This is a genomic window from Aeromonas sp. Prich7-2, assembly GCF_017939255.1.
GTDB lineage: Bacteria > Pseudomonadota > Gammaproteobacteria > Enterobacterales > Aeromonadaceae > Aeromonas > Aeromonas caviae.
The window spans coordinates 14,249-39,560 of record NZ_JAGKRI010000019.1; the positions used below are offsets into that span (position 1 = coordinate 14,249).

At 64.7% G+C, this 25,312-nt stretch carries 21 protein-coding genes and 1 riboswitch; of the genes, 11 read left to right on the forward strand and 10 right to left on the reverse strand.

Features of this window, described 5'->3' with window-relative positions; translation table 11 throughout:
• Nucleotides 1-146 precede the first annotated feature (146 nt).
• Nucleotides 147-1,241: a hypothetical protein gene (locus J9892_RS04815; RefSeq protein WP_161470427.1), complete on the forward strand. Its 1,095-nt coding sequence runs from the start codon at nt 147-149 to the stop codon at nt 1,239-1,241.
• Between the two features lie 105 nt (nt 1,242-1,346).
• On the opposite strand, the gene lysC is transcribed toward J9892_RS04815, so the two are convergent.
• Together lysC and argA are read right to left on the reverse strand one after the other, a co-directional pair.
• Entirely contained in the window at nt 1,347-2,699 is a 1,353-nt protein-coding gene (lysC, locus tag J9892_RS04820) for a lysine-sensitive aspartokinase 3 (protein WP_128297322.1), read from the reverse strand.
• An 87-nt stretch (nt 2,700-2,786) separates the two neighbouring features.
• A riboswitch (Lysine riboswitch) is annotated at nt 2,787-3,011 on the reverse strand.
• A 109-nt stretch (nt 3,012-3,120) separates the two neighbouring features.
• A complete protein-coding gene (argA, locus tag J9892_RS04825) occupies nt 3,121-4,449 on the reverse strand; it encodes an amino-acid N-acetyltransferase (protein ID WP_041215931.1) in 1,329 nt (442 codons plus the stop codon).
• A 252-nt stretch (nt 4,450-4,701) separates the two neighbouring features.
• Here argA and msrA point away from each other — a divergent pair, with 252 nt between their 5' ends.
• Nucleotides 4,702-5,334: a peptide-methionine (S)-S-oxide reductase MsrA gene (msrA, locus tag J9892_RS04830; protein WP_010674365.1), complete on the forward strand. Its 633-nt coding sequence runs from the start codon at nt 4,702-4,704 to the stop codon at nt 5,332-5,334.
• A 302-nt stretch (nt 5,335-5,636) separates the two neighbouring features.
• On the opposite strand, the gene J9892_RS04835 is transcribed toward msrA, so the two are convergent.
• The 3 genes from J9892_RS04835 to J9892_RS04845 are packed head-to-tail and all read right to left on the reverse strand — an operon-like array spanning nt 5,637 to nt 6,887.
• Complete coding sequence (locus tag J9892_RS04835) at nt 5,637-5,972, reverse strand: DUF3802 family protein (protein WP_041215402.1); 336 nt, start codon at nt 5,970-5,972, stop codon at nt 5,637-5,639.
• Nucleotides 5,973-6,032: 60 nt separating this feature from the next.
• Nucleotides 6,033-6,512, reverse strand: a complete 480-nt coding sequence (locus J9892_RS04840) for a GNAT family N-acetyltransferase (RefSeq protein WP_128274285.1) — start codon at nt 6,510-6,512, stop codon at nt 6,033-6,035.
• Nucleotides 6,513-6,515: 3 nt separating this feature from the next.
• Nucleotides 6,516-6,887 carry an MmcQ/YjbR family DNA-binding protein gene (locus J9892_RS04845; protein WP_124813428.1) on the reverse strand — a complete coding sequence of 124 codons (372 nt, stop codon included), beginning with the start codon at nt 6,885-6,887 and terminating at the stop codon, nt 6,516-6,518.
• Nucleotides 6,888-6,993: 106 nt separating this feature from the next.
• Between J9892_RS04845 and J9892_RS04850 the strand changes: the two genes are divergently transcribed.
• Nucleotides 6,994-7,788, forward strand: coding sequence for an alpha/beta fold hydrolase (locus J9892_RS04850; protein WP_104452773.1), 795 nt, complete (start codon nt 6,994-6,996; stop codon nt 7,786-7,788).
• Nucleotides 7,789-7,803: 15 nt separating this feature from the next.
• Here the strand turns inward: J9892_RS04850 and J9892_RS04855 are convergent, their stop codons facing one another.
• Nucleotides 7,804-8,781: a LysR family transcriptional regulator gene (locus tag J9892_RS04855; RefSeq protein ID WP_080988704.1), complete on the reverse strand. Its 978-nt coding sequence runs from the start codon at nt 8,779-8,781 to the stop codon at nt 7,804-7,806.
• A gap of 61 nt (nt 8,782-8,842) precedes the next feature.
• On the opposite strand from J9892_RS04855, the gene J9892_RS04860 reads away from it, so the two are divergent.
• From J9892_RS04860 to J9892_RS04880, 5 genes are read left to right on the forward strand one after another with little or no spacing between them, the layout of a single operon-like run.
• Nucleotides 8,843-10,540 (forward strand): L-lactate permease, encoded by a 1,698-nt coding sequence (locus J9892_RS04860; RefSeq protein WP_210538027.1) that lies wholly within the window; start codon nt 8,843-8,845, stop codon nt 10,538-10,540.
• A gap of 13 nt (nt 10,541-10,553) precedes the next feature.
• Nucleotides 10,554-11,345, forward strand: a complete 792-nt coding sequence (locus J9892_RS04865) for a (Fe-S)-binding protein (protein WP_210538028.1) — start codon at nt 10,554-10,556, stop codon at nt 11,343-11,345.
• Complete coding sequence (locus J9892_RS04870) at nt 11,338-12,774, forward strand: LutB/LldF family L-lactate oxidation iron-sulfur protein (RefSeq protein WP_139700292.1); 1,437 nt, start codon at nt 11,338-11,340, stop codon at nt 12,772-12,774. The genes J9892_RS04865 and J9892_RS04870 overlap by 8 nt, the downstream gene beginning before the upstream one ends.
• A gap of 1 nt (nt 12,775) precedes the next feature.
• Nucleotides 12,776-13,420 (forward strand): lactate utilization protein C, encoded by a 645-nt coding sequence (locus J9892_RS04875; RefSeq protein WP_043155596.1) that lies wholly within the window; start codon nt 12,776-12,778, stop codon nt 13,418-13,420.
• Entirely contained in the window at nt 13,420-16,212 is a 2,793-nt protein-coding gene (locus tag J9892_RS04880) for an FAD-binding and (Fe-S)-binding domain-containing protein (protein ID WP_043155597.1), read from the forward strand. The genes J9892_RS04875 and J9892_RS04880 overlap by 1 nt, the downstream gene beginning before the upstream one ends.
• 696 nt (nt 16,213-16,908) lie before the next feature.
• Here the strand turns inward: J9892_RS04880 and J9892_RS04885 are convergent.
• The 3 genes from J9892_RS04885 to J9892_RS04895 form a co-directional block, all read right to left on the reverse strand.
• Nucleotides 16,909-17,949 (reverse strand): lipocalin-like domain-containing protein, encoded by a 1,041-nt coding sequence (locus tag J9892_RS04885; protein ID WP_161470443.1) that lies wholly within the window; start codon nt 17,947-17,949, stop codon nt 16,909-16,911.
• Nucleotides 17,950-18,122: 173 nt separating this feature from the next.
• The gene (locus J9892_RS04890; RefSeq protein WP_161470431.1) at nt 18,123-20,549 is read right to left on the reverse strand and encodes an FtsX-like permease family protein; all 2,427 of its coding nucleotides are present in this window, start codon (nt 20,547-20,549) and stop codon (nt 18,123-18,125) included.
• 21 nt (nt 20,550-20,570) lie between these two features.
• Nucleotides 20,571-21,251 (reverse strand): ABC transporter ATP-binding protein, encoded by a 681-nt coding sequence (locus tag J9892_RS04895; RefSeq protein ID WP_043155604.1) that lies wholly within the window; start codon nt 21,249-21,251, stop codon nt 20,571-20,573.
• A 152-nt stretch (nt 21,252-21,403) separates the two neighbouring features.
• On the opposite strand from J9892_RS04895, the gene J9892_RS04900 reads away from it, so the two are divergent.
• The 3 genes from J9892_RS04900 to J9892_RS04910 all read left to right on the forward strand — a co-directional run bounded on the left by J9892_RS04900 (nt 21,404) and on the right by J9892_RS04910 (nt 24,037).
• Nucleotides 21,404-21,877, forward strand: a complete 474-nt coding sequence (locus tag J9892_RS04900; protein WP_010674381.1) for a DUF4357 domain-containing protein — start codon at nt 21,404-21,406, stop codon at nt 21,875-21,877.
• 135 nt (nt 21,878-22,012) lie between these two features.
• Entirely contained in the window at nt 22,013-23,437 is a 1,425-nt protein-coding gene (nhaD, locus tag J9892_RS04905) for a sodium:proton antiporter NhaD (RefSeq protein WP_043155607.1), read from the forward strand.
• A gap of 33 nt (nt 23,438-23,470) precedes the next feature.
• Complete coding sequence (locus J9892_RS04910) at nt 23,471-24,037, forward strand: pyridoxamine 5'-phosphate oxidase family protein (protein WP_043155609.1); 567 nt, start codon at nt 23,471-23,473, stop codon at nt 24,035-24,037.
• Nucleotides 24,038-24,096: 59 nt separating this feature from the next.
• Here the strand turns inward: J9892_RS04910 and J9892_RS04915 are convergent, their stop codons facing one another.
• Nucleotides 24,097-25,293, reverse strand: a complete 1,197-nt coding sequence (locus tag J9892_RS04915) for a Bcr/CflA family multidrug efflux MFS transporter (protein ID WP_010674385.1) — start codon at nt 25,291-25,293, stop codon at nt 24,097-24,099.
• Nucleotides 25,294-25,312: the final 19 nt, after the last annotated feature.

Sequence of the window (25,312 nt, forward strand, 5' to 3'; positions counted from 1 at the left end):
ATTCCGTGATGAGCACAGTGAAGCAATTTGTGATCCCGATCCGCCAGGGGCACTCATTCTGTGATGAAAGCGTCATCATGAGCCTTTGCTGCTGGTCTGGGAGGGGGGCGCTGTTTAGTCTCTCAGTAACGGTTGGAGGTACATGTATGAATCCCAAAGTTGCGGCGCGTCAGGCCAGATTGCTCCAGATGCTGGAGAGCAAAGAAGAGATCCGGATCGGGCGGGAGCGGGACTGCCCCCTGCCGCTGCCCCAGCTCGTCCGGCTGACCGAGGCTCACCCGGACGTCGTCAAGGTCTACGGTCACGGGCTCACCGCCGAGGTGTTCCATCTCAAGGTGGAGGGGCACCACTGGTGCCTGAAACGCTGCCGCCAGGACTCTCTGGTGGCCAATGTGGACGGCAAGACCGCCTTTCTCACCGAGCTGGAGCGGCGCCGGGAGATAGAGAGCCTGCGGGAGCTGCACCCCACCATCCTCTCCAACGTGGTCTGCACCAGTTTCGGCTCCGCCCGGGCCGGGGTGCTGGTCTCCCCTTGGCTGCGGGGGGAGCCGGTGCGCACGCTCTGCGAGCGGAACCTGGCGCAGATGCTGGCGGTGGAGGCGGAGCTGGCCCGCTGGGGTTGGTTTGACTGGGATCCGAGCCCGGGCAACCTGCTGGATGACGGCCAGCATATCTCGGTGTTCGATTTTGGCTACATGTGGCCCTTCGATCCCCTGCACGAGTTCAATTCCAACGGCCTCACCGATCCCGACTTCCACGTGCCTGAGCGGCTGGAAACCCGCACCCTCTCCGGGCTCTGGCTGGACGAGGCGGATCCCTTGCCGCTGTTTCGCCGCTGGCGCGAGCTCTGCCTCGCCTGGGCCAGGGGAGAGTTGCAATACCTGTCGCGGGAGGGGGCGAGCGCCCCCGTGCTGGCGCGGATGCAGGGACTGGTGGGGGAGTGGAGTGCGGCGCTGGCAAGCGACGAGGCGCTGGCGGCCAACTGGTGGCGCGACATGTACCGCAGCCATCGGCTCGACATCCTGGACGATCTCAGCGGCAAGAGCTGCGGCCCGCTCACCCTGCGCCGTCTCGACTGGCTGGAGCAGGCGGTACGGGAGCACTTCCCGGCCCTGGTGGACAATCTGGCTCCTGACGAAGCGGGGCTCGGTCAGGCCGGGTTGCTGCAACGGCTGGGAGGGCTGCGCGAGCAGATCCGGGCCAATCTGCTGCCCACCCGGGCCACCCTGGTCACCAGCTGATGGTGGAAGAAGAGTGACAAGAGGGGCGCCGCGGCGCCCCTCTTTGCTGAGTGGGGAAGTGTGATGGGGCGGAGGAGGCTCGTTGTGTGCCAGCGCCGGGGCGACTCAGTCGAGCAGTTCCCGGTGCAGGCAATTGACGATGTGGCCCGCCTCGTCCTCTTTGACCAGGAAGCAGAGGTTGTGGGCGCTGGCGCCGTAGCAGATCATCCGGATGTTGTGCTCGCGGATGGCGTCGAACACCTGGCTGCCTACCCCGGCCGCCTCGCTCATGCGGTTGCCGATGAGCGCCACCAGGGCGAAACCGGTCTCCACTTCGACCTTGCACAGCTGGCCGAGCTCCGCCAGCACCTTGTCGTTCAGGATGGGTTCGCCGTTGCTCTGGCTGCCGGTGTGATCCAGGGTCAGGGAGACGCTCACCTCGGAGGTGGTGATGAGATCCACCGAGATGCGGTGACGGGCCAGGATGCCGAACACCTCGGCCAGGAAGCCGTAGGCGTGGAACATGTTGAGGCTGTGCAGGGTCACCAGCACCTGCTGGCGGCGCAGGGCCACGGCCCGGAACAGCGGGTTGCTGCGGGTGGTGGCGCGGATCCAGGTGCCACCGGCGGCGGGGTCCTTGGCGGAGCCCACGAACACCGGGATGTCCTGGCGCAGCGCGGGTTGCAGGGTGGCCGGGTGCAGCACCTTGGCGCCGAAGGTGGCCATCTCCGCCGCCTCCACGAAGCTGATTTCGGGGATGGGGCGGGCGCGGGTAACCAGGCGGGGATCCGTGGTGTAGATGCCGGGCACGTCGGTCCAGATCTCGATGCTGCCTGCGTCCAGTGCCTCGGCCAGGAGGGCCGCGCTGTAGTCGGAGCCGCCACGGCCGAGGGTGGTGGTGCGACCATCGCCGTCGGCACCGATGAAGCCCTGGGTGATGACCAGGCTGTCACCCAGCAACGGGCCCACCGCCTGCTGGCAGAGGGCGCGGGTCGCCGCGAGATCCACGGTGGCCTTGCCAAAGCGGCTGTCGGTGCGCAGCAGTTGGCGCGCATCCTGCCACTGGGCCTTGACCCCGCGCTGGTGCAGGAGTTCGGTGAAGAGACGGGTGGACATCAGCTCGCCGCAGGCGATGAGGCGATCGGCGAGTTCGGCGTCGGTGTGCTGACTGGCCTGACGGGCCATGGTGCGAATGTCGCCGAGCTGGGCATGGATGAGGGCGCTCACGTCGCTCGGGTTGCCAAGGGCGGCCAGAATGGCCAGCTGGATGTCGGCAAGACTGGCAAGCTGGGCATCCTGTCCGGCTTCGTCCAGTTCACCCTGAGCCAGGCTCACCAGCAGGTTGGTGACGCCGGCGCTGGCGCTCAGCACCACCACCCGGGTCGCCGGATTGGCCAGCACCACGTCGGCGCAGTGGTTCATGGCCGCGGCATTGGCGACGCTGGTTCCGCCAAACTTGGCGACATTGATCGGGTTCATTGCATACTCCTGTCTCAAGGTGAAAATCCGGTTTCATCGGGCAAAAAGAGAGGAGGAGGCAAAAAATGGCAGGAAAACGCGAGGATCCCGGCCAGAAGCACTCCACCTGCAGAGCCCATCCCGTACCGGCCCCAGGTGGGGCGCGGTGTGGGATGACCACTACCGATGACAACCCGGGGGATTCAGCCCCCGCAGCCGACGTGGCGGTGTCCAGTCACTCGCCTCGTCTCGGCGCTGCTCCCCCTGACCCAAGTTCACCGGACACTGGTGTCCTCCCTTGGGCTGCCTGGGCAGCGCTCCTCTTCTGGTGCCACCTGTGACAGGTGGCGTGCATGTACAAATACCTTGGTCTGGATTGCACTGTCAATCGAGTTCGTAAAAAAGAACAAAATTGACGGTAACCAGGCACAAGATCAATCAGTTACGAAATGGTCTTGGACAAAACCTTGGAGCGACGCTGCCAGTTGTAGAAGCGCTGGCGCTCCACCGGCAGATCTTCGACTTCCAGGGGATCGAAGCCCCGCTCCCGGAACCAGTGGATGGAGCGGGTGGTGAGCACGAACAGGCGACGGATGCCGAGCCGCTTGGCCCGCTCGGCCACCTTGGCGATCAGGGTGTCTCCCCGGTTGGAGTTGCGATACTCCGGGTGGATGGCGACGCAGGCCATCTCGGCCATGGCTTCTTCCATGAAGCAGTAGAGCGCCGCACAGCCGATGATGAGGCCGTCCCGCTCGATGATGGTGAACTTGTCTATCTCCATCTCCAGCTGCTCCCGGGAGCGGCGCACCAGGATCCCTTCCTCCTCCAGAGGACGGATGAGATCCAGGATGCCGCCGATGTCCTCAATGGTGGCGGCCCGGGCCCGCTCGGCGCTTTCGCGCACGATCTGGGTACCCAGCCCCTCGCGGCTGAACAGCTCCTGCAGCATGGCGCCGTCGTCCTGATAGCTCACCAGGTGGGAGCGGGGCACGCCACCCCGGCAGGAGGCGATGGCCGCGCGCAGGTAGCGGGCGGTGCCTGACATCTCTTCACCCGCCTGCTCCAGCGCCACCAGCAGCTCTTCGGCCTGTTCGGGGAAGAGCTCGGAGATGGCCTCTCCGTGCCTGTCCATGACCCCCTGGGTGCTGCTGAAGCAGATGAGCTTGTCGGCTTTGAGATCCACCGCCACCCGGCGGGCAACCTCTTCCGAGCTCAAGTTGAAGCTCTCGCCGGTGACCGAGCAGCCGATGGGGGAGATGAGCACCAGGCCGTGCTGATCCAGCTGGCGGGTGATCCCCTCCACATCGATGCGACGCACCCGGCCGCTGTGGCAGAAGTCGATGCCGTCATCCACACCCAGCGGCTGGGCGGTGACGAAGTTGCCGCTCACCACACTGATGCGGGCCCCCTGCATGGGGGTGTTGGCGAGGCCCATGGAGAGCTGGGCGGTGATGTCGTATTGCAGACCGCCGCACACCTGCTTGATGATGGCGAAACTGGCATCGTCGGTGACCCGGATCCGCTTGTGATACTGGGCCTGGATGCCGGCGCGGGCCAGGGCCTCGTCATTTTGCGGACGCGAACCAAACACCAGCACCAGGCGGATCCCCAAGGTCTGCAGCAGGGCGATGTCGCTGACGATGTTGGCGAAATTGGGGTGACAAATGGCTTCCCCGCCGATCATCAGGACGAAGGTGGCACCCCGGTGCACATTGACATAGGGGGTGGATTGCCGAAAGGCATGGACCAGGCTGGGTTCGCGTTCACGCACGTGTTTCATTCCATAAAAAAGCAGCAATTTGCCCAATATATGAAAATAAATTCACAAATCAAGACTAAATATCGACTTGATGTTTTTTTGTCGCCATTTTGACCAGTGCGGGCGGGGAGGGGGAGACGCAGGCGAGGGCGGGAGGGTAGCCCCGGGGGCCGCTCCCTGGTTGATCCGGGCTAATAACCTGATATCTTCGGTGTTCCTTTTCGTCAGCCGCATTGCGCGGGGTTTTATACAAGGACAGGGCATATGGAGCAGATTATTTCACCGGCAGAGGCGCTGCCGGGACGGCGGGAAGCGCTGGAGATTGGCCAGGTGCACGCAGTAAACGGCCACCCGACCCAGGGGCCCTGGCCCGAGGGGATGGAGCTTGCCTGGTTCGGCATGGGCTGTTTCTGGGGTGTGGAGCGTCTGTTCTGGCAGCAGCCCGGGGTCTATTCCACCGCCGCCGGGTATCAGGGGGGGCTGACCCCCAATCCCACCTACAAGGAGGTGTGCAGCGGCCTGACCGGCCACGCCGAGACGGTGCAGGTGGTGTTCGATCCCAAGGTCATCAGCTATGGGGATCTCGTCAAGCTGTTCTGGGAACACCATGATCCGGCCCAGGGGATGCGCCAGGGTGGCGACATCGGCACCCAGTATCGCTCCGTCATCTTCGTCGGGGACGACACCCAGGAGGCGATTGCCCAGCAGAGCCTGGCCGCCTACCAGCAGGCCATGACGGCGAGCGGTGACGGGCGCACCATCACCACCCGCATCCTGCCGCTGGCCCCCTTCTACTATGCCGAGGATTATCACCAGCAATATCTGGAGAAAAATCCCGAGGGGTATTGCGGCCTGGGGGGCATCGGTGTCTGCCTGCCTCCCAGCCTGAATCGCTGAGGCATCAATGCATACCACGGGGGCCATCAGGCCCCCGTGTTATTGTGATGAAAAATAATTGAAAAAAATGCGTCAGGTGGGGAACTAAACTGAACCCTGGCTGACCAACAGGGTAGCGACCACGGATGGTTGCCAAGACCAGACACATTTTTTGCCCCGAAATTCATTACTCTGACAAGCGCGATGAATTGACAATGCTAGCAAGCAGGGCTGCCCGATGAGGCGGCCCTTTTCATTGGGCGTCCCGCCTCACTCCTCGCCTCATTGCATCTCGTCCCCTTGCCGTCACGGCAGGGATGGGATCAGCCGATGGTGCTGTCGAACAGGTTCTTGATGAGGTCGATGAACTCGATGAGGAAGGCTTGCTGGGCTTCGCTGGGGGCGGACAACCAAACGGCGGAGAGCACCTCTTCCAGGTCGGCGACCACGGCATCGGCCTCCTGCATGATCAGGAAGCGCACCTTGGGGTCGAGCTGGGGGTTCTGCTCGCAGATGGCCATCAGGTTGTCGGCCACCCGGCTGCTCACCAAATCCTCGATGGTCTGGGCACCGCCGCCTTGTTGCTGGCTCTCGAACAGACCCAGACTCTCTACCAGATACTCGATCAGCGCAATGTAACCGTCGCTCTCTACCACCATGATGGCTGCCCTTTCTTCATTGCCTTGGGGAAATGGTGCGTATTTTAGTGGCTGAACCCGTCATGGCAAGCGGCAGTGGAGCCGATGGCGGATAAATTGGACACCGCCGCGCTCCACCGTCTCCAATCCGGTCAGCAGGAAGCCGTGACGCAGGAAGAGGGCGAGGCTGAAGGCGCTCGCCTCCGTGGTGAGGCTGCCAAGCCCCATCTGGCTGGCGGCTGCCAGCACCCGCTCCAGCAGCAGGGTGCCGAGCCCCTGGCGCGGATGATCCGCGCTCACGTAGAGCAGGCTGAGATGACCGTCATCGCTCAGGGTGGCAAAGCCAAGGGGCACATCGTCTTGCTCGATGACCCAGCCATGGTGCTCGCGCAACTGGCTGGCAAGCCCCGGGTGATGGGCCCCCCTGGCCCACTGCTCCACCTGCTCCGGGCTGTAGTGTGCAGGCCCCAGGCGGCGTACCGACTGCTCGAACAGATCCAGCAGCCTTGGTATGTGCGCCTCCTCGAGGGGGACGATGCGAGAAGAAGAAAGAGACGGCATGGGTCAACCCTCCCTGATGGTCGCGCGGGGGCCCTGGGGCCGCTTCGCCCTGGGCAGACCCGCCACCACCCGCTCATAGGAGTGGACTATCCAGCCCTGCCAGAGATCGTCAGACAGGCCTTCACTCAGGGTCACCGTGTTCCAGTGCTGCTTGTTCATGTGCCAGCCCGGTTTCACCTCGGGGTGGATCTCCCGCAGCAGCAGGGCGAGCTCGGGTTCGCACTTCAGGTTGATGGAGAGGGGCTCCGCCTGCCAGTCCACCAGGGCAAACATCTTGCCGGCGATGCGGTAGACCAGGATCTCCGGGCCGAAGGGGGTGTCCTCGGTGGCGCCGGGCTGGCTGAGCAAAAATTCACGCAATTGAACGAGGGTCATGGGGACTCCAGGCTGGTCCGATCATGGTGGAAGCATGTTCACCGGGGTGAGCCTTCTGTTAATATGCGCGCCGAGTATACCCCCCATCACCCCGGGAGCCCATGAGATGTTGTACCACAAGACCTTTGAACTGGGTCCCGATCGGGATTGGGTGGTGTTCGTGCACGGTGCGGGCGGCAGCTCCTCCATCTGGTTCAAGCAGTTGCGGGCCTACCGGGAGCACTTCAACGTGCTGCTGCTGGACCTTCGCGGTCACGGCCAGTCCAACCAGCTGCAGCAGGTGGTAAAGGGGCACTACAGCTTTCGGGCCGTGACCGAGGATATCCTGCGCCTGCTGGATCACCTGCGCATCCCCCACGCCCATTTTGTCGGCATCTCCCTTGGCACCATCCTCATTCGCCATTTGGCGGAGCTTCGCCCCGAGCGGGTCAAGAGCATGGTGCTCGGCGGTGCCATCCTGCGTCTCGACATCCGCTCCCGGGTGCTGGTGCAGCTTGGTCGCCTCGGCCAGCACTTCCTGCCCTACATGTGGCTCTACCGCCTGTTCGCCTTCATCATCATGCCGCGCCAGCACCATCAGGAGTCCCGCAACCTCTTCGTGCGCGAGGCCAGAAAGCTGTGCCAGAAGGAGTTCAAGCGCTGGTTCCGTCTCGCCACCGAGGTGAACCCCCTGATGCGCTACTTTCGCGAGCGGGCCCTGCCCATTCCCACCCTCTACGTGATGGGGGAGGAGGATCACATGTTCCTCGCACCGGTGCGCGAGCAGGTAGCCCGCGACCCTTACAGTTGCCTCGAAATCATCGAAAAGTGCGGCCACGTCTGCAACGTGGAGCAGCCGGATCACTTCAACCGCCAGTCCCTGGCGTTTCTCTCCCGTCAGGCGGCGTCATCCGCCCTTTGAGGCCCGGCAAGGGTCTCAGATGAAGTAGTGGCCAATTTCCAGATAGCGCTGGCGGATGTGCTCGATGAGCAGCCTTATCTTGCGCGGCGGCTGGCGGGTGAAGGGGTAGACGGCGTAGATGCCGAGCTTCTTGCCCACCCGGTCGGGAAACAAGTCCACCAGATCCCCCTGCATCAGGTCGTGATAGACCAGACAGCGCGGCACATAGACGATACCGCGTCCTCCCAGCGCCGCCTTGCGCAGGGCCCCGGCGTTGTCGGTTGAAAAGCTCCCCGACACCGACACCAGATAGTTTCCCTCTTCTCCCTTGAAAGCCCACTCCGAGGCCCCCGTGCTCTGGTAGGCGTAGCGCAGGCAGTTGTGGGTGAGCAAATCCGACGGCTCCCGCGGCGCCCCGAAGCGGCGCACATAGGCGGGGGCGGCGCAGATCACCCACTGGGAGTCGAGAATGTGGCGGGCAATCAGGCTCGAGTCATCCAGATAGCCGGTGCGAATGACCAGATCGAACCCCTCTTCCACCAGGTTGACGAAGCGGTTGTCGAGCGACATCTCCACCGTGAGCCCCGGGTGCTGCTGGCAAAAATCGGCCACCGCATCGGCGAGCAAGAGCTCCCCCGAGATGGTGGGCACCGACATCCGCACATGACCGCTCACCTTTTCACCAAATCCCGCCACCGCGTCGAAGGCGTCCAGTGCGGCGGCCTTCACATTTTTGGCACCTTGATAGAGCGCCTTGCCCGCCTCGCTCAGGGTGAGCCGGCGGGTGGTGCGATAGAGGAGCTGGACCCCGAGCTCCTCCTCAAGACGCCCGATCCGCTTGCTAACCACTGAATTTGTCAGGGAATTTTGTTCAGCTACCTTGCTGAAGGATCCGGCCTCCACCACCTGGGCGAAGAGGATGAGGTCGTCGGTACTGGCCATATTGATCAACTTTTGGAACGAATGTTGTTCATTATTTCCATATATCGCGAAAAAGGAACAGGGTAAGGTCACGTCCGCTTAACAAAACAACAACAAGGTGCGCCTCTGCACCCCTCTGGACAAGGACGCAATGATGACAGACACCCTGCTGGCCCTGGTGGCCTTCTCGCCGATCCTGGTGGCCGCCGTGCTGCTGGTCGGCCTCAACTGGCCCGCCAAGCGCGCCATGCCCGTCGCCTTCCTGTTGACCGTGTTCATCGCCCTCTGGGGCTGGCAGATGAGCCCGACCCGGGTCTTTGCCTCTACCCTGCAGGGGCTGGTGATCACGGTGACCGTGCTCTGGATCGTGTTCGGCGCCATCCTGATGCTCAATACCCTCAAACACACCGGTGCCATCAGCGCCATTCGCGGCGGTTTTACCAACATCTCGCCGGACAGGCGCATCCAGGCCATCATCATCGCCTGGTGCTTCGGCGCCTTTATCGAAGGGGCCTCGGGTTTTGGCACCCCGGCCGCCATCGCCGCGCCCCTGCTGGTGGCCATTGGCTTTCCGGCGCTCGCCGCCGTGCTGCTCGGCATGATGATCCAGTCCACCCCGGTGTCGTTCGGCGCGGTGGGCACCCCCATCCTGGTGGGCATCAACAAGGGGCTGGATAACCAGGCCATCGGCCAGACCCTGAGCGCCGGTGGCAGCAGCTGGGACATCTACCTGCAACAGGTGACCACCAACGTGGCCCTCATTCACGCCACCGTCGGCACCCTGATGCCGGTGCTGATGGTGATGATGCTGACCCGCTTCTTCGGTCGCAACCGCAGCTGGACCGAGGGGCTCTCCATCCTGCCCTTCGCGATTTTCGCCGGGCTCGCCTTCACCGTCCCCTATGCCCTCACCGGCATGCTGCTCGGCCCCGAGTTCCCGTCCCTCATCGGCGGTCTGGTGGGGCTGGCCCTGGTGGTGACGGCGGCGCGAGCCGGTTTTCTGGTGCCCAAGAACTCCTGGGATTTCGCCCCCGAGAACGAGTGGCCTGCCGAGTGGCTGGGCTCCCTCAAGCTCGATCTCAAAGAGGCCGCCGGCCGCCCCATGTCGCTCATGCTGGCCTGGCTCCCCTATGTGGCGCTGGCGCTCCTGCTGGTGGCGAGCCGGGTGAGCCCGGCATTCAAGGCCAGCCTCTTGTCGGTGAGCCTCGCCTTCACAGACCTCTTGGGGGAGAAGGGCGTGAGCGCGTCGATTGAGCCGCTCTACCTGCCGGGGGGCCTGCTGGTGCTCTGCGCCCTGCTCGCCACTCTCATTCAGGCCCGTGCCCTGGCGCCCTTCGGCCGCGCCATGAGCGAGTCGAGCCGCACCCTGATCGGCGCCGGCTTCGTGCTCATCTTCACCGTGCCCATGGTGCGCATCTTCATCAACTCCGGCGTCAACGGGGCGGATCTCGCCAGCATGCCGGTGACCACGGCCAATTTTGCCGCCGGGCTCGTCGGGGAATTCTTCCCGGCCCTGAGCGCCACCATAGGCGCGCTGGGGGCCTTTATCGCCGGCTCCAACACGGTATCGAACATGATGTTCAGCCAGTTCCAGTTCGAGGTGGCGCAGACCCTGGGGGTCTCCACCGCCGCCATGCTGGCGCTGCAAGCCGTGGGCGCAGCGGCTGGCAACATGATCGCCATCCACAACGTGGTGGCGGCCTCGGCCACCGTGGGCCTCTTGGGCCGCGAGGGGGCGACGCTGCGCAAGACGGCGCTGCCGACCCTCTACTACCTGCTGGCCACCGGCCTTATAGGGTTGGCGCTCATGTACAGCTTCCACGTCTCGGACGCACTGCTGCAGTTGAAGTAAAGGAGAGCAAGTGATGAAGGTAATGCGGGTCTATCCGGCCAAGCCGGCCGATGTTTATCTCTACGCCACCTGTCTGGTGGACCTGTTCGACCCGGTGGCGGGGCTCGATGCCATCGCCCTGCTCGAGCGGGAGGGGATAAGGGTGCACTTTGTCGAGAAACAGACCTGCTGCGGGCAGCCGGCCTACACCTCGGGCCATGAAGAGGAGGCGCGCCAGGTGGCGCAAAGCCAGATGGCGCTCTTCCCCGAGCCCTGGCCTGTGGTGGTGCTGTCTGGCTCCTGCGGCGGCATGATGCATCACCACTACCGCCGACTCTTCCCCGAGAGCTCCGAGGTGGCGGCGTTTTGCGAGCGGGTGTTCGAGCTCACCGAGTTTCTGGTCCGGATCTGCCGGGTGCGCTGGCAGGGGGTGGGGAGGGCGAGTATCGTCATGCACACCTCCTGCTCGGCCCGGCGCGAGATGCAGGTGCACACCACGGCCCGCAGCCTGCTGGGGCAGCTCGAGGGCGTCACCTTGCACGAGCAGGCCTACGAGAGCGAGTGCTGCGGCTTTGGCGGCACCTTCTCGGTGCGCCATCCCCACATCAGCCAGGCCATGGTGGAGGACAAGACCCGCCACCTGCTGGCCAGCGGCGCCGACACCCTGGTGAGCGCGGACTGGGGGTGTCTCTTGAACATCAAGGGATCCCTGGCCTATCAGGGCAAGACACTGCCCGCCATGCACCTGGCCAGCTTCCTGCTAGCCCACAGCGAGCCGATGGCTCAGGGCTTACAAGCGCAAAAACAGGGGGCTAATCATGAGTGATCACGCCAAGTATTCGCCACGCCGCTTCCATCCCCAGGCCGAGGCGGCCCTGGCCGACCCCGTGCTGCGCCAGAACTTTCGCGGCGCCATGGATTATCTGCGCGCCAAGCGCCGCGATGCCTTCGCCGACCCTGCCGAAGAAGCGGCGGTGCGCGATGCGGCGGAGCAGATTCGCCAGCGCTGCCTCTCGCGCCTGCCCGATCTTTTGGTGCAGCTCGAAACCAACTGCGAGCGCAACGGCATCCGGGTGCACTGGGCCCAGACGCCGGCCGAGGCCAATGCCATCATCCTTCGCATCGCCCAGCAACACGGGGTGAGCTCCATCGTCAAGGGCAAGTCCATGGTGAGCGAGGAGGTAGGCTTCAACCACGAGATGGCGCGCCACGGCATCCGCTGCCTTGAGAGCGACATGGGGGAGTTTATCGTCCAGCTCGACGGCGACACCCCGTCCCACATCATCATGCCCGCCATCCACAAGAACAAGCAGGAGGTGAGCGACACCTTCGCAAGCAACCTGGAAGGCTTCACCCCCACCACGGACGTGGACGCCCTGATCCAGACCGGGCGGCGGGCCCTGCGCGAAGAGTTTCGCCGCGCCGGCATGGGGCTCTCCGGCGTCAACTTTGCGGTGGCCGAGACCGGCAGCCTGTGTCTGGTGGAGAACGAGGGCAACGGGCGCATGTGCACTACTGTGCCGAAAGTGCACGTGGCCATCACCGGCATCGAGAAGGTGGTGGAGTGCCTATCCGACGTGCCGCCCCTCTACAGTGCCCTGACCCGCTCGGCCACCGGTCAGGCCATCACCACCTACTTCAACGTCATCAGCGGCCCGCGCCGGGCAGGGGAGCTGGACGGCCCGGACGAGGTGCACCTGGTGCTGCTCGACAACGGCCGCAGCCAGGCTTACCGGGATGAGGAGCTGCGCAAGACATTGCAGTGCATCCGCTGCGGCGCCTGCATGAACCACTGCCCTGTCTACACCCGCATCGGCGGCCACGCCTACGGCACCATCTACCCGGGCCCCATCGGCAAAATCATCTCCCCCCATCTGCTGGGGTTGGAGAGCACGCAGGATCTGGTGACGGCCTCGAGCCTGTGCGGTGCCTGCGGCGAGGTGTGCCCGGTGCGCATCCCCATTCCCGACATGTTGCAGCGCCTGCGCCGGGAGGCCAAGCACGACGCACAGCCCGGCCACGAACCGCTGGCGGGGCAGGGGGCGGCCAGGAGCCGGCTCGAGACCCTCGCCATGCAGGGCTTTGCCTTCGCCGCCACCCACCCGCGCCTCTACCACGCCGCAACCGGTGTGGCCGGTCGCTTGCGGGGCTTGATGCCCAAACACCTGGGCCCCTGGACCCAGTGCCGCGAAGCTCCCAAACCCGCCCCCCAGAGCCTGCACGCCCTGTTGCGCCAGAAGAAGAAGGAGTCCTGAGATGTCGAGCAAAGAGGCCATATTAAGCCGCCTGCGCGGCGCCGCCACCCCCATGGCACATGCCCCCCATGGCTGGCAGCCCTGGCGCGGAGAGGATGAACAGGCGCGGCGCGAGCGCTTTGTTGCCGGGATCAGCGCCAGCCACGCCGAGATCCTGACCGTCAAGGAAGCAACCCTTGCCCGGGATCTGGCCGCCTGGCTGGATGAAGAGGGCGTGACGAGTCTGGCCTGTGGCCAGGGCGGCCGCTGGCAGGAGGCGGTCGCGGCCGCCTGCGCCGGGCGATCTGTGCTGACCCCCGCAGGCAAGTTCGCGAGCTGGAAGGACGATCTGTTCGACGTCTGTCAGGCGGGTATTACCCACTGCGCGGGCGCCATCGCCGATACCGGGACGCTCGTATTGCTGCCCGATGGCGGCGAGCCGCGCACCTTGTCCCTGGTGCCCCCCTGCCATATCGCCCTGCTGGCGGCTTCCACCATAACCGACAACCTGGCGGGGCTGGTGGCGGCCGGGCGCTGGCAGCAGGCCATGCCCACCAATCTGTTGCTGGTCTCCGGCCCCTCCAAGACCGCCGACATCCAGCAGACCCTGGCCTACGGCGCCCACGGCCCGAGCCGCCTCTTGGTGGTGCTGGTGGAGGATTGCTGATGCGCTGGAATGAATTTGACGCCGCCGTGCTCTCGCGCATCCCGCCGGAGCGGCTGGTGAGCGACCCGGACTTGCGATTGGCCCACGGCACGGACGCGAGCTTCTACCGCCTGGTGCCTGAGCGCATCGTGCGCCTCGACTCCCTCGAGGAGGTGCGCTTCGTGCTCGGAGTGTGCCGCGAATTGGGCCTGCCGTGCACCTTTCGCGCCGCCGGCACCAGCCTCTCGGGCCAGGCCCTGAGTGATTCGGTGCTCATCACCCTGACCGACAGCTGGCGCGGCCACCGCATTCTGGACGAGGGGGCGCGCATCGCCCTGCAACCCGGGGTGATCGGCGCCGATGCCAACCGCTATCTGGCACCCCTGGGGCGCAAGATTGGGCCGGATCCCGCCTCCATCAACGCCTGCAAGCTGGGTGGCATCGCCGCCAACAACGCGAGCGGCATGTGCTGTGGCACCGCCCACAACAGCTATCACACCTTGCACGCCATGACGTTGCTGCTGGCCGATGGCACCGTGCTGGAGAGCGGCGATCCCCAGAGCCGCGCCGCCTTGGCGGCCAGGCGCCCGGAGCTGCTCACGGGGCTTGCCGCCCTGCGTGCCGAAGTGCTGGCGAATGCCGAACTTGCCGCCAAGATCCGCCACAAGTACCGGCTCAAGAACACCACCGGCTACGCCATCAACGCCCTGCTCGACCATGAGGACCCTGTCGATATCCTCACCCACCTGATGATTGGCTCGGAGGGGACCCTCGGCTTTATCGCCGAGGTGGTGCTCGACACCGTGCCCGAATACCCCCACAAGGCCTCGGCCCTGCTGGTGTTTCGGGACGCCGAGCAGGCCTGTCTGGCCACCTCGCGCCTGAAAAGTGCGCCGGTGGCGGCGGTGGAGCTGATGGATGGGCGCTCCCTGCGCTCGGTGGCGGGCAAGCCCGGTCTGCCGGACTTTATCAAGACGCTGGATCTGGCTGCCTGCGCCCTGCTTGTGGAGGTGCATGGGGAATCGAAAGAGGCGCTGGTGGCTCGCTGCGAGCAGGTGACGGCCATGGCCGCCGAGTTCGTCCAGGTCGCCTCTGTGCCTTTTACTATCGACAGCGCCGACCTCTGGGCCATTCGCAAGGGGCTCTTCCCGGCGGTGGGGGCGGTGCGTACCACAGGCACCACCGTCATCATTGAAGATGTCGCCTTTCCCATCGAGCGCTTGGCCGAAGGGGTGGCGGGGCTGCAAGCCCTGTTCGATCGCTTCGAATACGGTGAAGCGATCATCTTCGGCCACGCGCTGGAGGGGAACCTGCACTTCGTCTTTACCCAGGGCTTTGACGATCCGGCCCAGGTGGCCCGCTACGGCGCCTTTATGGATGCGGTGGCGGAGCTCGTCGCCGTGCGCTTTGGCGGGTCGCTCAAGGCCGAGCACGGCACCGGCCGCAACATGGCCCCCTATGTGGAGCTGGAATGGGGGTCGGAGGGGATGGCGCTGATGCGGCGCATCAAGGCGCTGCTGGACCCGGACGGCCTGCTCAATCCTGGCGTCATCATCAACGATGACCCCAAGGCCCACCTGGCCCACCTCAAGCCCATGCCGGCGAGCGATGCCATCGTGGATCCGTGCATCGAGTGCGGCTTTTGCGAGGCGGTCTGCCCCTCGCGCACCCTGTCGCTGTCGCCGCGCCAGCGCATCGTGCTTTACCGCGAACTGGCCCGCCGCAATCGTGCCGATGAGCCCTCCAACCAGCTGGCCCAGCTATTTGACTATCAGGGCATCGATACCTGCGCCGCCACCGGGCTGTGCGCCGATCGCTGCCCGGTGGGCATCAACACTGGCAGCCTGATCAAGAAGCTGCGTAGCGAAAAGTACCAGCGCTTTGTGCCCATCGCCCGCTGGAGCGCCGATCACTTCGCCGGCGTTACCCGCGCGGCCCGTGGGTCTCTCGGCCTCAAAGCCATTGCCGGCAAGCTGCTGGGAGACAAGGCGCTGGCAGGATTGGTGGGGGGCGTGCGCAAGCTCAGCGGCCAGCGCACCCCCGCCTGGTTGCCCACCCTGCCGGGGCCGAGCCGCTACCAATGGCTGCAAGGGGAGGGGAGCCATGACGGATCCAGCGAGCGCGCTGTGGTCTATCTGCCGTCGTGTGCCAGCCGGGTATTCGGCCAGCAGGAGGAGGCCCCGTCACTGCCGGACGTGGTGCAATCCTTGCTCAATAAAGCGGGCTGCCGGGTCATAGTGCCGCAAGGTATCGAGGGGCTCTGCTGCGGCATGCCCTATGACAGCAAGGGGATGAGCGAGGTAGCGGAAGCCAAGCGCAGTGAGCTGGCCGATGCATTGTGGCAGGCAAGCGAACAGGGGCGCTGGCCCGTGCTGCTCGATACCAGCCCCTGCGTGCAGCGACTGCTCTCGGGGGCGTTCGGCAAGGGTCTTCGGGTGTTCGAGCCCTCCGCCTTTGTGCTGGAACATCTGCTGCCCCACCTTGAGCTGACCCCCATCGATGAGACCGTGATGCTTCATATCACCTGCAGCAGCCGGCGCATGGGGCTCGGCGATAAGATGCTGGCGGTGGCCCGCGCCTGTGCCCGCGAGGTGATCGTGCCAGAGCATATCCAGTGCTGCGGCTTTGCCGGTGACAAGGGGTTGATGACCCCGGAGCTCAACGCCGCGGCACTTGCCAGCCTGGCAGCTCAAGTGCCCAGGGATTGCCGTCAGGGATTCAGCAATAGCCGCACCTGTGAAATGGGGCTCAGCCAGCACGCTGGCATTCCCTATCACAGCATCCTCTATCTGGTGGATCAGGCGGCGAGATAGAAAAATAAAAACGGCAGGATAAATATCCTGCCGTTTTCAATAGGGTTACTAAGGTAACTTATTAGGGAAAGTGCGAACAAGTATCCCACGAACAAAAAATGAAAATTTTAGTCATTTAATATCAATGGGTTACCAGTAAATGCTCTCGTGCCATATGACTTATTCGCACCTTCCCTACCGCACGGATTTCAGCTTCCGTTGTGCTGCCTTCAAGCTGAATAAAATAGGATTGAACATTGCCACTCTCTGGATGCCTCTGGGGCTATAAGGGCCGGATGAGTAGTAGCCTATCAAAGGCCGACCGCTCCTGTTGAGTAAAAACACAGCCGTTCCGTGGGATTTGAATGAAATCTTGATGGTGGTCAGATTTTTACAGGGAAAGGTCAAGAGAAACGGGGGGAGGGGAGATGGCTTCTCTTCATTGCCACACCGCCCGGCCAACCAAGTCATGTGTTATCTCTTGCTCATCAATGCCTTGTAACAGCTGGTTACAGATCTTGCGTCGACCGGCGAACCCTTCCTCCAGTAAATTCAGCGGCGATTGAATGCACCACTAAGCCATGCTGGCCATCGCCTGCACCGCCGCCCTGTCCGCCTGTGACAGCGAGAAGGCGGCCAACAGCATCGCCAAACGCGCACCGATGCTGACATCCATGAGTCGAACCTGCTCATCCGCGATGGCGAACGGGGTAAGACTCAGTAGCCCGTCATCTCCAGATAACCGACGCCTTTTGCATCCCCCGAGACGGATACCGCCCCCTCCCAGTAGTCAAAGCGTCCCGTCATGGCCTGATCGGGCAGGCGCGCCTGGATGGTGAGCCTCATATCGCCGGCTGCCAGCTGCCACTCGATGGGGTAGGCTTGCCCCTTGGGGCCGCGCCAGGTCTTGCCGGGGGTGAGGCGGATCTGCGCAGGATTCAGCACCCGGCTGCTGCCGTCTCGTTCAATCAGGATGCCGTAGCGGTTCTCCGGCTCAGAGCGTCCCGATTTGGTGCGCAGGCGAAACAGCATCAACTCGCGGCCATCTTCAAACTGCAGCGAAAACCAGTCCCAGCCCGATTGCCACTGGGCCAATACCGAGCTGCTCCACTCGTGATCAAACCAGCCCTCACCGCTGACGTTACGGGTCTCCCCATCCAAGATCAGGGTGCCGCTGATGGTCAGGCGCGGGTAGGAGTAGTAGAAGGAGGCGTTGCCCGGGCTCTTCTCGCTGTAACCCGCTTTGCCTTGCAGTACCGCCGGCTTGGCGGCACTCACCTTCACATCAAGATCCCCCGCCTTGCTCTGCACCTTGAGGGTGGCGGGAAAGAGCGATTCCCCTTGAGAGGTAAGCACCCACTCTTTCAGCCAATACTCACCGCCGCTGGCACCGGCGAGCCCAGGCCCCTGGCGGCTGGTGCGCTCGTCCTGCTGGTGGCTGCCTTTGCTCACATCCGTGATGGCGAACTGGGCCAACCAGAGTTGAGGGGTGAGCCAGGGGTTGTCGGATGTTATCTCCTGTTCAATGCCTTGGCGAAACAGGGTCCACTGCATGCCGTAGCCGCGCCCTTGCTCGTCTTTGAGGTTGCCGGTGAGATACCACCACTCGGAGCGGTAGTCGGGGTGGGCAGCGTGATCCGCGGGTAGGCGGATGGACTGACCCGGCAGGGCCTGTTTGAAGTGATCGTTGCCACCACCAAGGATGCTCCCCAGATCGCTGGCCTGCGCGTTGCCGCTTATGGCAACAAGCGGGATCAAGAGGGCTGCGAGCCAAGAGGACAAGATTCCCCTCACCCTGGCACTCTCCCGAAGGGAGAGGGGATGGTTCGCGGCAGCTCTGTGCGCTTCTCTGCGCTGAATCAGGGGCGGTGACAGAGATCTGGTCAATGGGAACGTCAAGCCATGGCTGAGCCAGTGCGCCAACCAATCTTTCATACCACTCTCCTTGCGGCATACCAGGAGGCGAGCGCGCCACAGACGGGGGCGAGCAGGAGCGCCGTGACGGCGTGCAGGGGGGCGGCCTCGAAGGCCAGCCGCCAGCCAAAGGCGCGGGGGTTGACCACCTCAATCAGCACCCAGGCAAGGCCATAGCCCACCGGCAATGCCAGGATCGCCGTGAGCAGCCCGAGGCCTGCCCCTTGCCACACCAGCAGCCGGCGGCAGTGGCGCGGGCTCAGGCCAAGGCTCTGCAGGGTCTGCAACTCGCCGCGCCGGGCCAGCCCCAGCACCATAAAGGCCGAGCCGATGCCGACGAAGGCGATCCCCAAAATCAGTAACTTCAATAGTTCGGTCACCACGAAGGTCTGATCGAACACCCTGAGGGCGGCGGCGTGGATGGCGGGGGCGGGCAACAGGTTCACCTGCTCGCCAAACTGGCTCCTGAGCCTGTCACCAAGGTGCTCGGGATCCGGGCTGAAGAGGGCAAGGGATTGCACCTTGCCCCCTTCGAAGGCGTGCAGTATCTGCCCCTTGTCGCTGCCGTAATCCTGATAGACGCCGGTGACGGTGAAAGCCCTCGGCCCCCCTTCGCTGGTTACCTCTAGGCGCTGGCCCACCCTGACCCCGAGGCGTACCGTCAGCGGTTCGCTCGCCAGCACCTCGTCGGGAGCCGCGGGCCAGCGCCCGGCGAGCAAGGGGTAGGCGGCTTTGAGCTCGGGAATAAAGTCCATCTGCGCCCACTCGATGGGCTGCCCCTGCCAGCGGGCGGGGAGCACGGCGCGGCGGGAGGCGGCGCGCACATCTGGCGAGGCGAGGATGGTGTTGAGGGTCTGCTCGCCGAGTGCGCCCCTGCTGCCAGCCACCCCCTTGGGAGCGGTGACGTAGAGATCGGCGGCCAGGCGCTGGCCGAGCCAGATCTCCACGCTCGAGCGAAAGCTCGACACCATGACCCCGATGCCGATGGCCGCGGCGATGGCCAGTTGCAGCGCCATCACCGCGATGGCGGTGCGATCCAGGTGATAGAGGGTTTCTGCCACCCCGAGCCGGGCGGTGAGGGGGCCGCGTGCACGCAGCCGCCCCAGCAAGGAGCGAAGGGCATCGGGCAGCAGGAGGGCCATGGCGAGCAGCCAGCCTCCGGCCACGAAGAGGGCGCCGCCAAGGCCGGTGGAGGGCTGCCACAGACACAGGGCGCACAGCAGCAGAATGGCGATGGCAAGGCCCCGGCGTTGCCAGGGGTGAGCCGGTGGGCGACTGTTGCCCTCTCGCAGCTCAAGGGGGGATTGGCGCAGCAGTTGCCACCAGCCGGGCAGGTTGGCGGCAAGCATCCCCAGAAGGCCAATCACCAGCGCCTTGCCAAGGCTCGTCGGGGAGAGGCGCAGCAGGTCGATGGGGTTGGGGCCATAAAGGTCGGCCAGCGCCTGGGTGAGCTGCCCCATCAGGGCGAGGGCCAGCAGGCTCCCCAGCAGCAGCCCGAGCAGGGTGCCGATGCTGGCGAGGATCAGGATCTCCAGGGTTAGCCAGCGCAGCACCCGGCGCGGCGGCATCCCGAGGATGATGAGCTGGGCGAGCAGGGGGCGGCGCACGCTCTGCACGAAGCGCTGGGCGTTGAACACCAAAAACAATCCCACGGCCATGGCGAGCAGGGAGAGGGCAGTGAGGTTCAGGGCCAGCGCATCGCCGAGCTGGCTGGCATCGAGCGCCGGGCTGATGGGCTCAAGCCAGAGGGGCTGATGGGGGGCATAGGATTGCAGGGCCGCCTGCAAGGCTCTTTGCAAGGTATTGGCCTCTGCGTCGCTGAGCTTGAAGACGATGCGATCCAGTCTGCCAGCCTTGCCAAGCAGGGGCTGGGCGAGGCCGATGTCGGTCACCAGCAGCCGCTCCATGGGGACGGCGCCGGGCTCGAAGGTGCCGGCCAGGGTAAGGGTCAGGGGGCGTTGCCCCTCATCCCCCAGCACAAAGGTTCGCGACTGGCCCGGTTGCCAGTCAAGGCGCCTCGCCTCGGGGGCGGCCAGCCAGACGCTGTCGGCGCGATTCAACGAGACATCGGGTTGGCTGTCTGGCGCATCGCCAAAGAGGCGGCGCAGGGGGCCGGGGTTGAAGAGATCCATCCCCAGCAACTGGAAGCTGCGCCCCTGCTCGTCCTTGAGCCAGGCGTGAAGCTCTGGCATGGCGTCAAGGTTCGGCTGGCTTCGCACCAGCCTCACGTAGACTTGTTCATCCAGGTCACCCTGGGGGGCCAGGCGGTAGTTGGCCTCCCCGGCGAGCTGGCTGCGGGCGGCGACGAAGTTGGTGCGGGCGCTGTGGTTCAAGAGCTCGATGGCCACCACCAGGGTGACCCCGAGGGTGAGCCCGGCCAGGCTCATCAAGAGCAGCCAGGGGTGAGCGCGATAGAGGCGCAGCAGTGCCTTGAGCGGCAACATCAGCAGGCCCCCCGGCAGACGTCAGCCATGGCGGCGCCCCTTGAGCTCGACCAGCTGTCCCCCTTCAAGGCGCAGCACCCGATCCGCCAGGTCGCCATAGCCCGGGTTGTGGCTCACCAGCAAGAGACCGGCGCCGGTATCGCGCACCGCGCTCATCATCAGGGCCATCACCTGCTCGGCGTTGTGCTCGTCGAGACTCCCGGTGGGTTCGTCGGCGAGCAGCCAACGAGGCTGATGAATGAGGGCACGGGCCAGCGCCACCCGCTGGCGCTGGCCGCCGGAGAGCTGCTCCGGCCAGGCGTGGCGTTTGTGGCTCATGCCAAGGCGCGTGAGCAGGGCATCGAGGCGCCCATCGTCCTGGGGCAGGTTGTTTATCTGAAGGGGCAGGGCGAGGTTCTCGGCCACGGTCAGGGTCGGCAGCAGGTTGAAATCCTGATAGACGATGCCGAAATGGCGCCCGCGAAGCCGGGCACGCTCGTCTGTCGGCAGGGTGTCGAGGCGGGTCTCTTCCAGCCAGATCTCCCCCTCGTCCGGGGCGATGAGACCGGCGATGAGGTTGAGCAGGGTGGACTTGCCACAGCCGCTTTGCCCCAGCAGCAGGCAGGTTTCCCCCGGGGTGAGGGCGAGATCCAGCCCCTCAAACAGGGGGAGCGTCTCGCCGCCGTTGGCGAAGCGTTTACTGAGGTTGCGCAGGCTAAGCATGGTATAACCGTTTGATGGTCAATGGCTTTCACAATGTCCGTCACTATGCCAGTTAGTGATCGCGCCTGCAAAAGGGATGGGGATCCTCGCTGGATCCCGCTCGCCTGAGGTGGTTAGAATAGGGCCTTCCATGGGTCACAGGATGAGCAAGGATGTTACACAAGCAAGTCAGTTTTATCGTCGACAGCAAGGGCGTCAAGCAGGCTGCCGTGGTCCCCATCGATATCTACAACGAGCTGATGACCCTGCAAAAGGCCCTCTCCGACAACAAGCCGGGGGAGCGCGAGCTCTACCACTTCAACGGCAAGGGGGCAGAGGCCCATGGTTATCCGGTGGGCAAGCGGCAGAACCCCGGTTTCATGGTCCAGGCGGGCTCCACCGCCAACGGCGAGGATGCGGCCTCCCTGCGCGAGGCGGTGATCGAGCTGCGCCAGGAGCTGCTGGGCAAGGGGGTGCTCGTTCCCCACCCCGAAGGGGGCTTCATCTTTACCGCTGATCAGCTGTTCAACAGCCCGAGCCTGGCCGCGAGCCTGGTGGCGGGCAACAACCGAAGCGGGCTGGATGCCTGGCAAAACAGCGCAGGCTACACCCTCAAGCAATCGGGTTTTGGCAAGAAGACCTCCTGATGACGGGGCCTGGCAACGGGCCTCGCTCATGTTTGCCTGAGTGCCCGCGGCGGGCCGCTCATCAGGATGACAAGGAGGGCGGCTTCCCTTTGGGCTGCTAGCCTCAATGCCAGACGCCTGCCAGGAGATGCCGCCATGTCTGGACTCCTTCGCCTCGTGCCCGGGGCGGCCCTGCTCAGTGCCCCCGCCGCTGCGGGCAACGGCCCCCTCGATCTGACCCACAGCGGGGTCGGGCTCTTCGCCCTCGCCATCTTCGCCCTGGCTTATGCCCTGGTGATGGCCGAGGAGTACCTGAAGCTGCGCAAGTCCAAGCCGGTGCTGGTGGCCGCCGGCATCATCTGGATAGCCATCGGCCTGGTCTATACGGGGCAGGGGCACAGCGAGCTGGTTCAGGCTGGTTTTCGCCACAACCTGCTGGAGTATGCCGAGCTGATGCTCTTCTTGCTGGTGGCCATGACCTATGTGAACGCCATGGAGGACAGACTGCTGTTCGCCGTGCTGCGGGTACGCCTGGTGCAAGCGGGCTTCAGCCTGCGTACGCTCTTCTGGCTCACCGGTTTTCTCGCCTTTTTCATCTCCCCCGTGGTGGACAACCTCACCACGGCGCTGCTGATGTGTTCAGTGGTGCTCAACGTGGCCAACGGGGAGCGCCGCTTCATCAACCTGGCCTGCATCAACATCGTCGTGGCGGCCAATGCGGGCGGCGCCTTCAGCCCCTTTGGCGACATCACCACCCTGATGGTGTGGCAGGCGGGCAAGGTGCCGTTCCAGCAGTTCTTGCTGCTCTTCATCCCCGCCCTGCTCAACTTCCTGGTGCCGGCCACCCTGATGAGCCTGATGGTGCCCCGTCTGGTGCCCGCCATGCCGGGCGAGATGGTGGTGCCAAGGCGCGGCGCCGTTGTCATCGTGCTGCTCTTTGTGCTCACCATAGTGACCGCCGTCGCCTGCCATCATTTCCTGGGGCTGCCCCCCGTGCTCGGCATGATGATGGGGCTGGGCTACCTGCAATTTTTCAGTTTCTATCTGCGAAAGACCCAGCCCGTTACCTTGGCCCGGGCACGGGCGCTGTATGAGCGCACCGGGGACGAGGCCAGGCTGCTGCGTCAGGGCTCGGTGGTGCCGTTCGATGTGTTCAACAAGATTGCCAAGGCGGAGTGGGACACCCTGCTCTTCTTCTACGGGGTGGTGATGTGCGTCGGCGGCCTCGGGTTTATGGGGTATCTGGCGCTTGCATCCCATTTCCTCTATGACGGTGGCGATCCGACCCTGGCCAACGTCACCATCGGCCTGCTCTCCGCCCTGATCGACAACATTCCGGTGATGTTCGCCGTGCTCTCCATGGAGCCGCAGATGAGCACGGGGCAGTGGCTGCTGGTGACATTGACCACCGGGGTGGGGGGCAGTCTGCTTTCGGTCGGCTCCGCCGCCGGGGTGGCCCTGATGGGCCAGGCCAGGGGCATGTATACCTTCGTCGGGCACCTCAAGTGGTTGCCTGCCATTTTGCTTGGTTATATGGTCGGCATAGGGGCGCACCTGTGGCTCAACAGCGCCCTGTTTTAGGCAACCCGGTGCCAGGCACCAGGGAGAGGCAGGATGGGACAACTGTTCGAGGCGCTTTTGCCGCGCCATGTCACCTTTATCGAGGGGCAGAAGATCTTCTTCGTCGGTACGGCGGCCGCGAAGGGATCGGTCAATCTCTCCCCCAAGGGCGGGGATTCGCTGCGCGTCCTCGATGCCCACACCCTGGCCTGGCTCAACCTGACCGGCAGCGGCAACGAGTCCGCAGCCCAGGTGCTGCAACAGCCGCGCATGACGGTGATGTTCTGCGCCTTCGAGGGGGCGCCGCTTATTCTGCGGGCCTATGGCCAGGCACGGGTGCTGCACCGCACTGATCCGCAGTGGCCGTCGTTGCTGGCGCTGTTCCCCCCAAGCGTCGCGGCTCGCCAGATCTTCCTGCTGGACATTGAACGGGTCCAGACGTCGTGCGGCATGTCGGTGCCTCTGTATGAGTACCAGGGGGACAGGGAGGATCTTGCCAACTGGTCGGCCCGTCAGGGCCGGGAGGGGATTGAGGCCTACTGGCGCAAGAAGAACCAGCTAAGCCTGGATGGGCTGGAGAGCGAGATCCTGGCGCGCAGCGGGTTGCAGGCCGATGACTGAGGCCTGCGCCCCGATGCAAAAAGCCCTGTCCATGGACAGGGCTTTTTCATTGCAAGGCATCAGGGGACGCGCTTGCCGCTCAGCAGCCAGTAACTGAGGGCCGACCCCAGGCCGCAACCGGCGATGGCGATGGCCATGGGGAGCGGCGATTCAGGGGGATTGAGGTTGACCAGTACCCCCACCAGGGCCCCAAGGCCAAAGCGCAGGGTGCCCGCCAGCGCCGAGGCGGTGCCTGCGGACTGGGGGAAGTGGCCCATCAGGCCGGTCATGGCGTTGGCCCCCACCAGGCTGATGTGGCCGACGAAGAGCACGACGGGGATGACGATGCCCCACAGGCCCCCGGTCTGGCTCCAGGCGTTGTAGATGAGCAGGGCCCCGGCGAGCGGCAGCACGGTCAGGCCGTATCGCAGCATGCGCTCGGCACCCACCCCTTTCACCAGCCGGCTGTTGGCGAAGGTGACCACCATCATCAGCAGGATATTGAGGCCAAAGAGCCAGCCGTAGTGCTCGGTCGGCACCTTGAAATACTCGATGTAGACATAGGGGGAGGCGCTCAGGAAGGCGAACATGCCGGAGCTCGACAGGGCGCCGCACAGCACATAGCCCATGGCACCACGGTGGGAGAGCACCCCCCAGTAGTTGCGAAGCACCTGCCCGAGTCGCAGGGGCTGCTTGTGCTCGGGTTTGAGGGTTTCCTCAATCTTCCACTGCATCACCAGGCAGATGAGCAGGCTGATGGCCACCAGCAGCCAGAAGATGACCCGCCAGTCGCTGTGAGCGCTGATATACCCCCCCACGACGGGGGCCACCAGGGGGGCGAGGGTCATCACCAGGATGACGAAGGACATGGCGCGGGAAAACGCATCCTTCTCGAACAGGTCTCTCAGCAGGGCGTTGACCACCACCGAGCCAGCCGCCCCGCCAGCTGCCTGCAACATGCGCCAGGCGAGGAGCTCAGGCAGGGAGTCCGCCATGGCGCAGCCCACGGAGGCCACGGCAAACATCGTCAGGCCCGCCAGGATCACCGGCTTTCTGCCGAAGCTGTCGGCGAGCGGCCCGTAAAAGAGCTGGCCGATGGCAAAGCCCCCCAGGAAGGCGCTGATGGTGAGCTGGGCGCCGTCGATGCTGGTAGCCAGATCCCGGGCGATGGCGGGAATGGCGGGCAGATACATGTCCACCGCGAGCGGAGTCAGGCCCGCCAGGGCGCCGAGCAGGATGAAGAGGAAACGGGGGGAGAGGGAGCTGGCTTGGGGCATAGGGTATCCGAGTCGTGGG

Coding starts and splice junctions, on each gene's coding strand:
- J9892_RS04840 (WP_128274285.1), bottom strand. CDS start 6,512: ATGCCGTCTCTTTCTTCTTCTCGCATCGTCCCCCTCGAGGAGGCGCAC.
- J9892_RS04815 (WP_161470427.1), top strand. CDS start 147: ATGAATCCCAAAGTTGCGGCGCGTCAGGCCAGATTGCTCCAGATGCTG.
- J9892_RS04835 (WP_041215402.1), bottom strand. CDS start 5,972: ATGGTGGTAGAGAGCGACGGTTACATTGCGCTGATCGAGTATCTGGTA.
- J9892_RS04890 (WP_161470431.1), bottom strand. CDS start 20,549: ATGTTGCCGCTCAAGGCACTGCTGCGCCTCTATCGCGCTCACCCCTGG.
- J9892_RS04865 (WP_210538028.1), top strand. CDS start 10,554: ATGAAGGTAATGCGGGTCTATCCGGCCAAGCCGGCCGATGTTTATCTC.
- J9892_RS04895 (WP_043155604.1), bottom strand. CDS start 21,251: ATGCTTAGCCTGCGCAACCTCAGTAAACGCTTCGCCAACGGCGGCGAG.
- J9892_RS04915 (WP_010674385.1), bottom strand. CDS start 25,293: ATGCCCCAAGCCAGCTCCCTCTCCCCCCGTTTCCTCTTCATCCTGCTC.
- J9892_RS04850 (WP_104452773.1), top strand. CDS start 6,994: ATGTTGTACCACAAGACCTTTGAACTGGGTCCCGATCGGGATTGGGTG.
- nhaD (WP_043155607.1), top strand. CDS start 22,013: ATGTCTGGACTCCTTCGCCTCGTGCCCGGGGCGGCCCTGCTCAGTGCC.
- J9892_RS04910 (WP_043155609.1), top strand. CDS start 23,471: ATGGGACAACTGTTCGAGGCGCTTTTGCCGCGCCATGTCACCTTTATC.
- J9892_RS04860 (WP_210538027.1), top strand. CDS start 8,843: ATGACAGACACCCTGCTGGCCCTGGTGGCCTTCTCGCCGATCCTGGTG.
- J9892_RS04875 (WP_043155596.1), top strand. CDS start 12,776: ATGTCGAGCAAAGAGGCCATATTAAGCCGCCTGCGCGGCGCCGCCACC.
- lysC (WP_128297322.1), bottom strand. CDS start 2,699: ATGAACCCGATCAATGTCGCCAAGTTTGGCGGAACCAGCGTCGCCAAT.
- J9892_RS04845 (WP_124813428.1), bottom strand. CDS start 6,887: ATGACCCTCGTTCAATTGCGTGAATTTTTGCTCAGCCAGCCCGGCGCC.
- J9892_RS04880 (WP_043155597.1), top strand. CDS start 13,420: ATGCGCTGGAATGAATTTGACGCCGCCGTGCTCTCGCGCATCCCGCCG.
- J9892_RS04870 (WP_139700292.1), top strand. CDS start 11,338: ATGAGTGATCACGCCAAGTATTCGCCACGCCGCTTCCATCCCCAGGCC.
- J9892_RS04900 (WP_010674381.1), top strand. CDS start 21,404: ATGTTACACAAGCAAGTCAGTTTTATCGTCGACAGCAAGGGCGTCAAG.
- msrA (WP_010674365.1), top strand. CDS start 4,702: ATGGAGCAGATTATTTCACCGGCAGAGGCGCTGCCGGGACGGCGGGAA.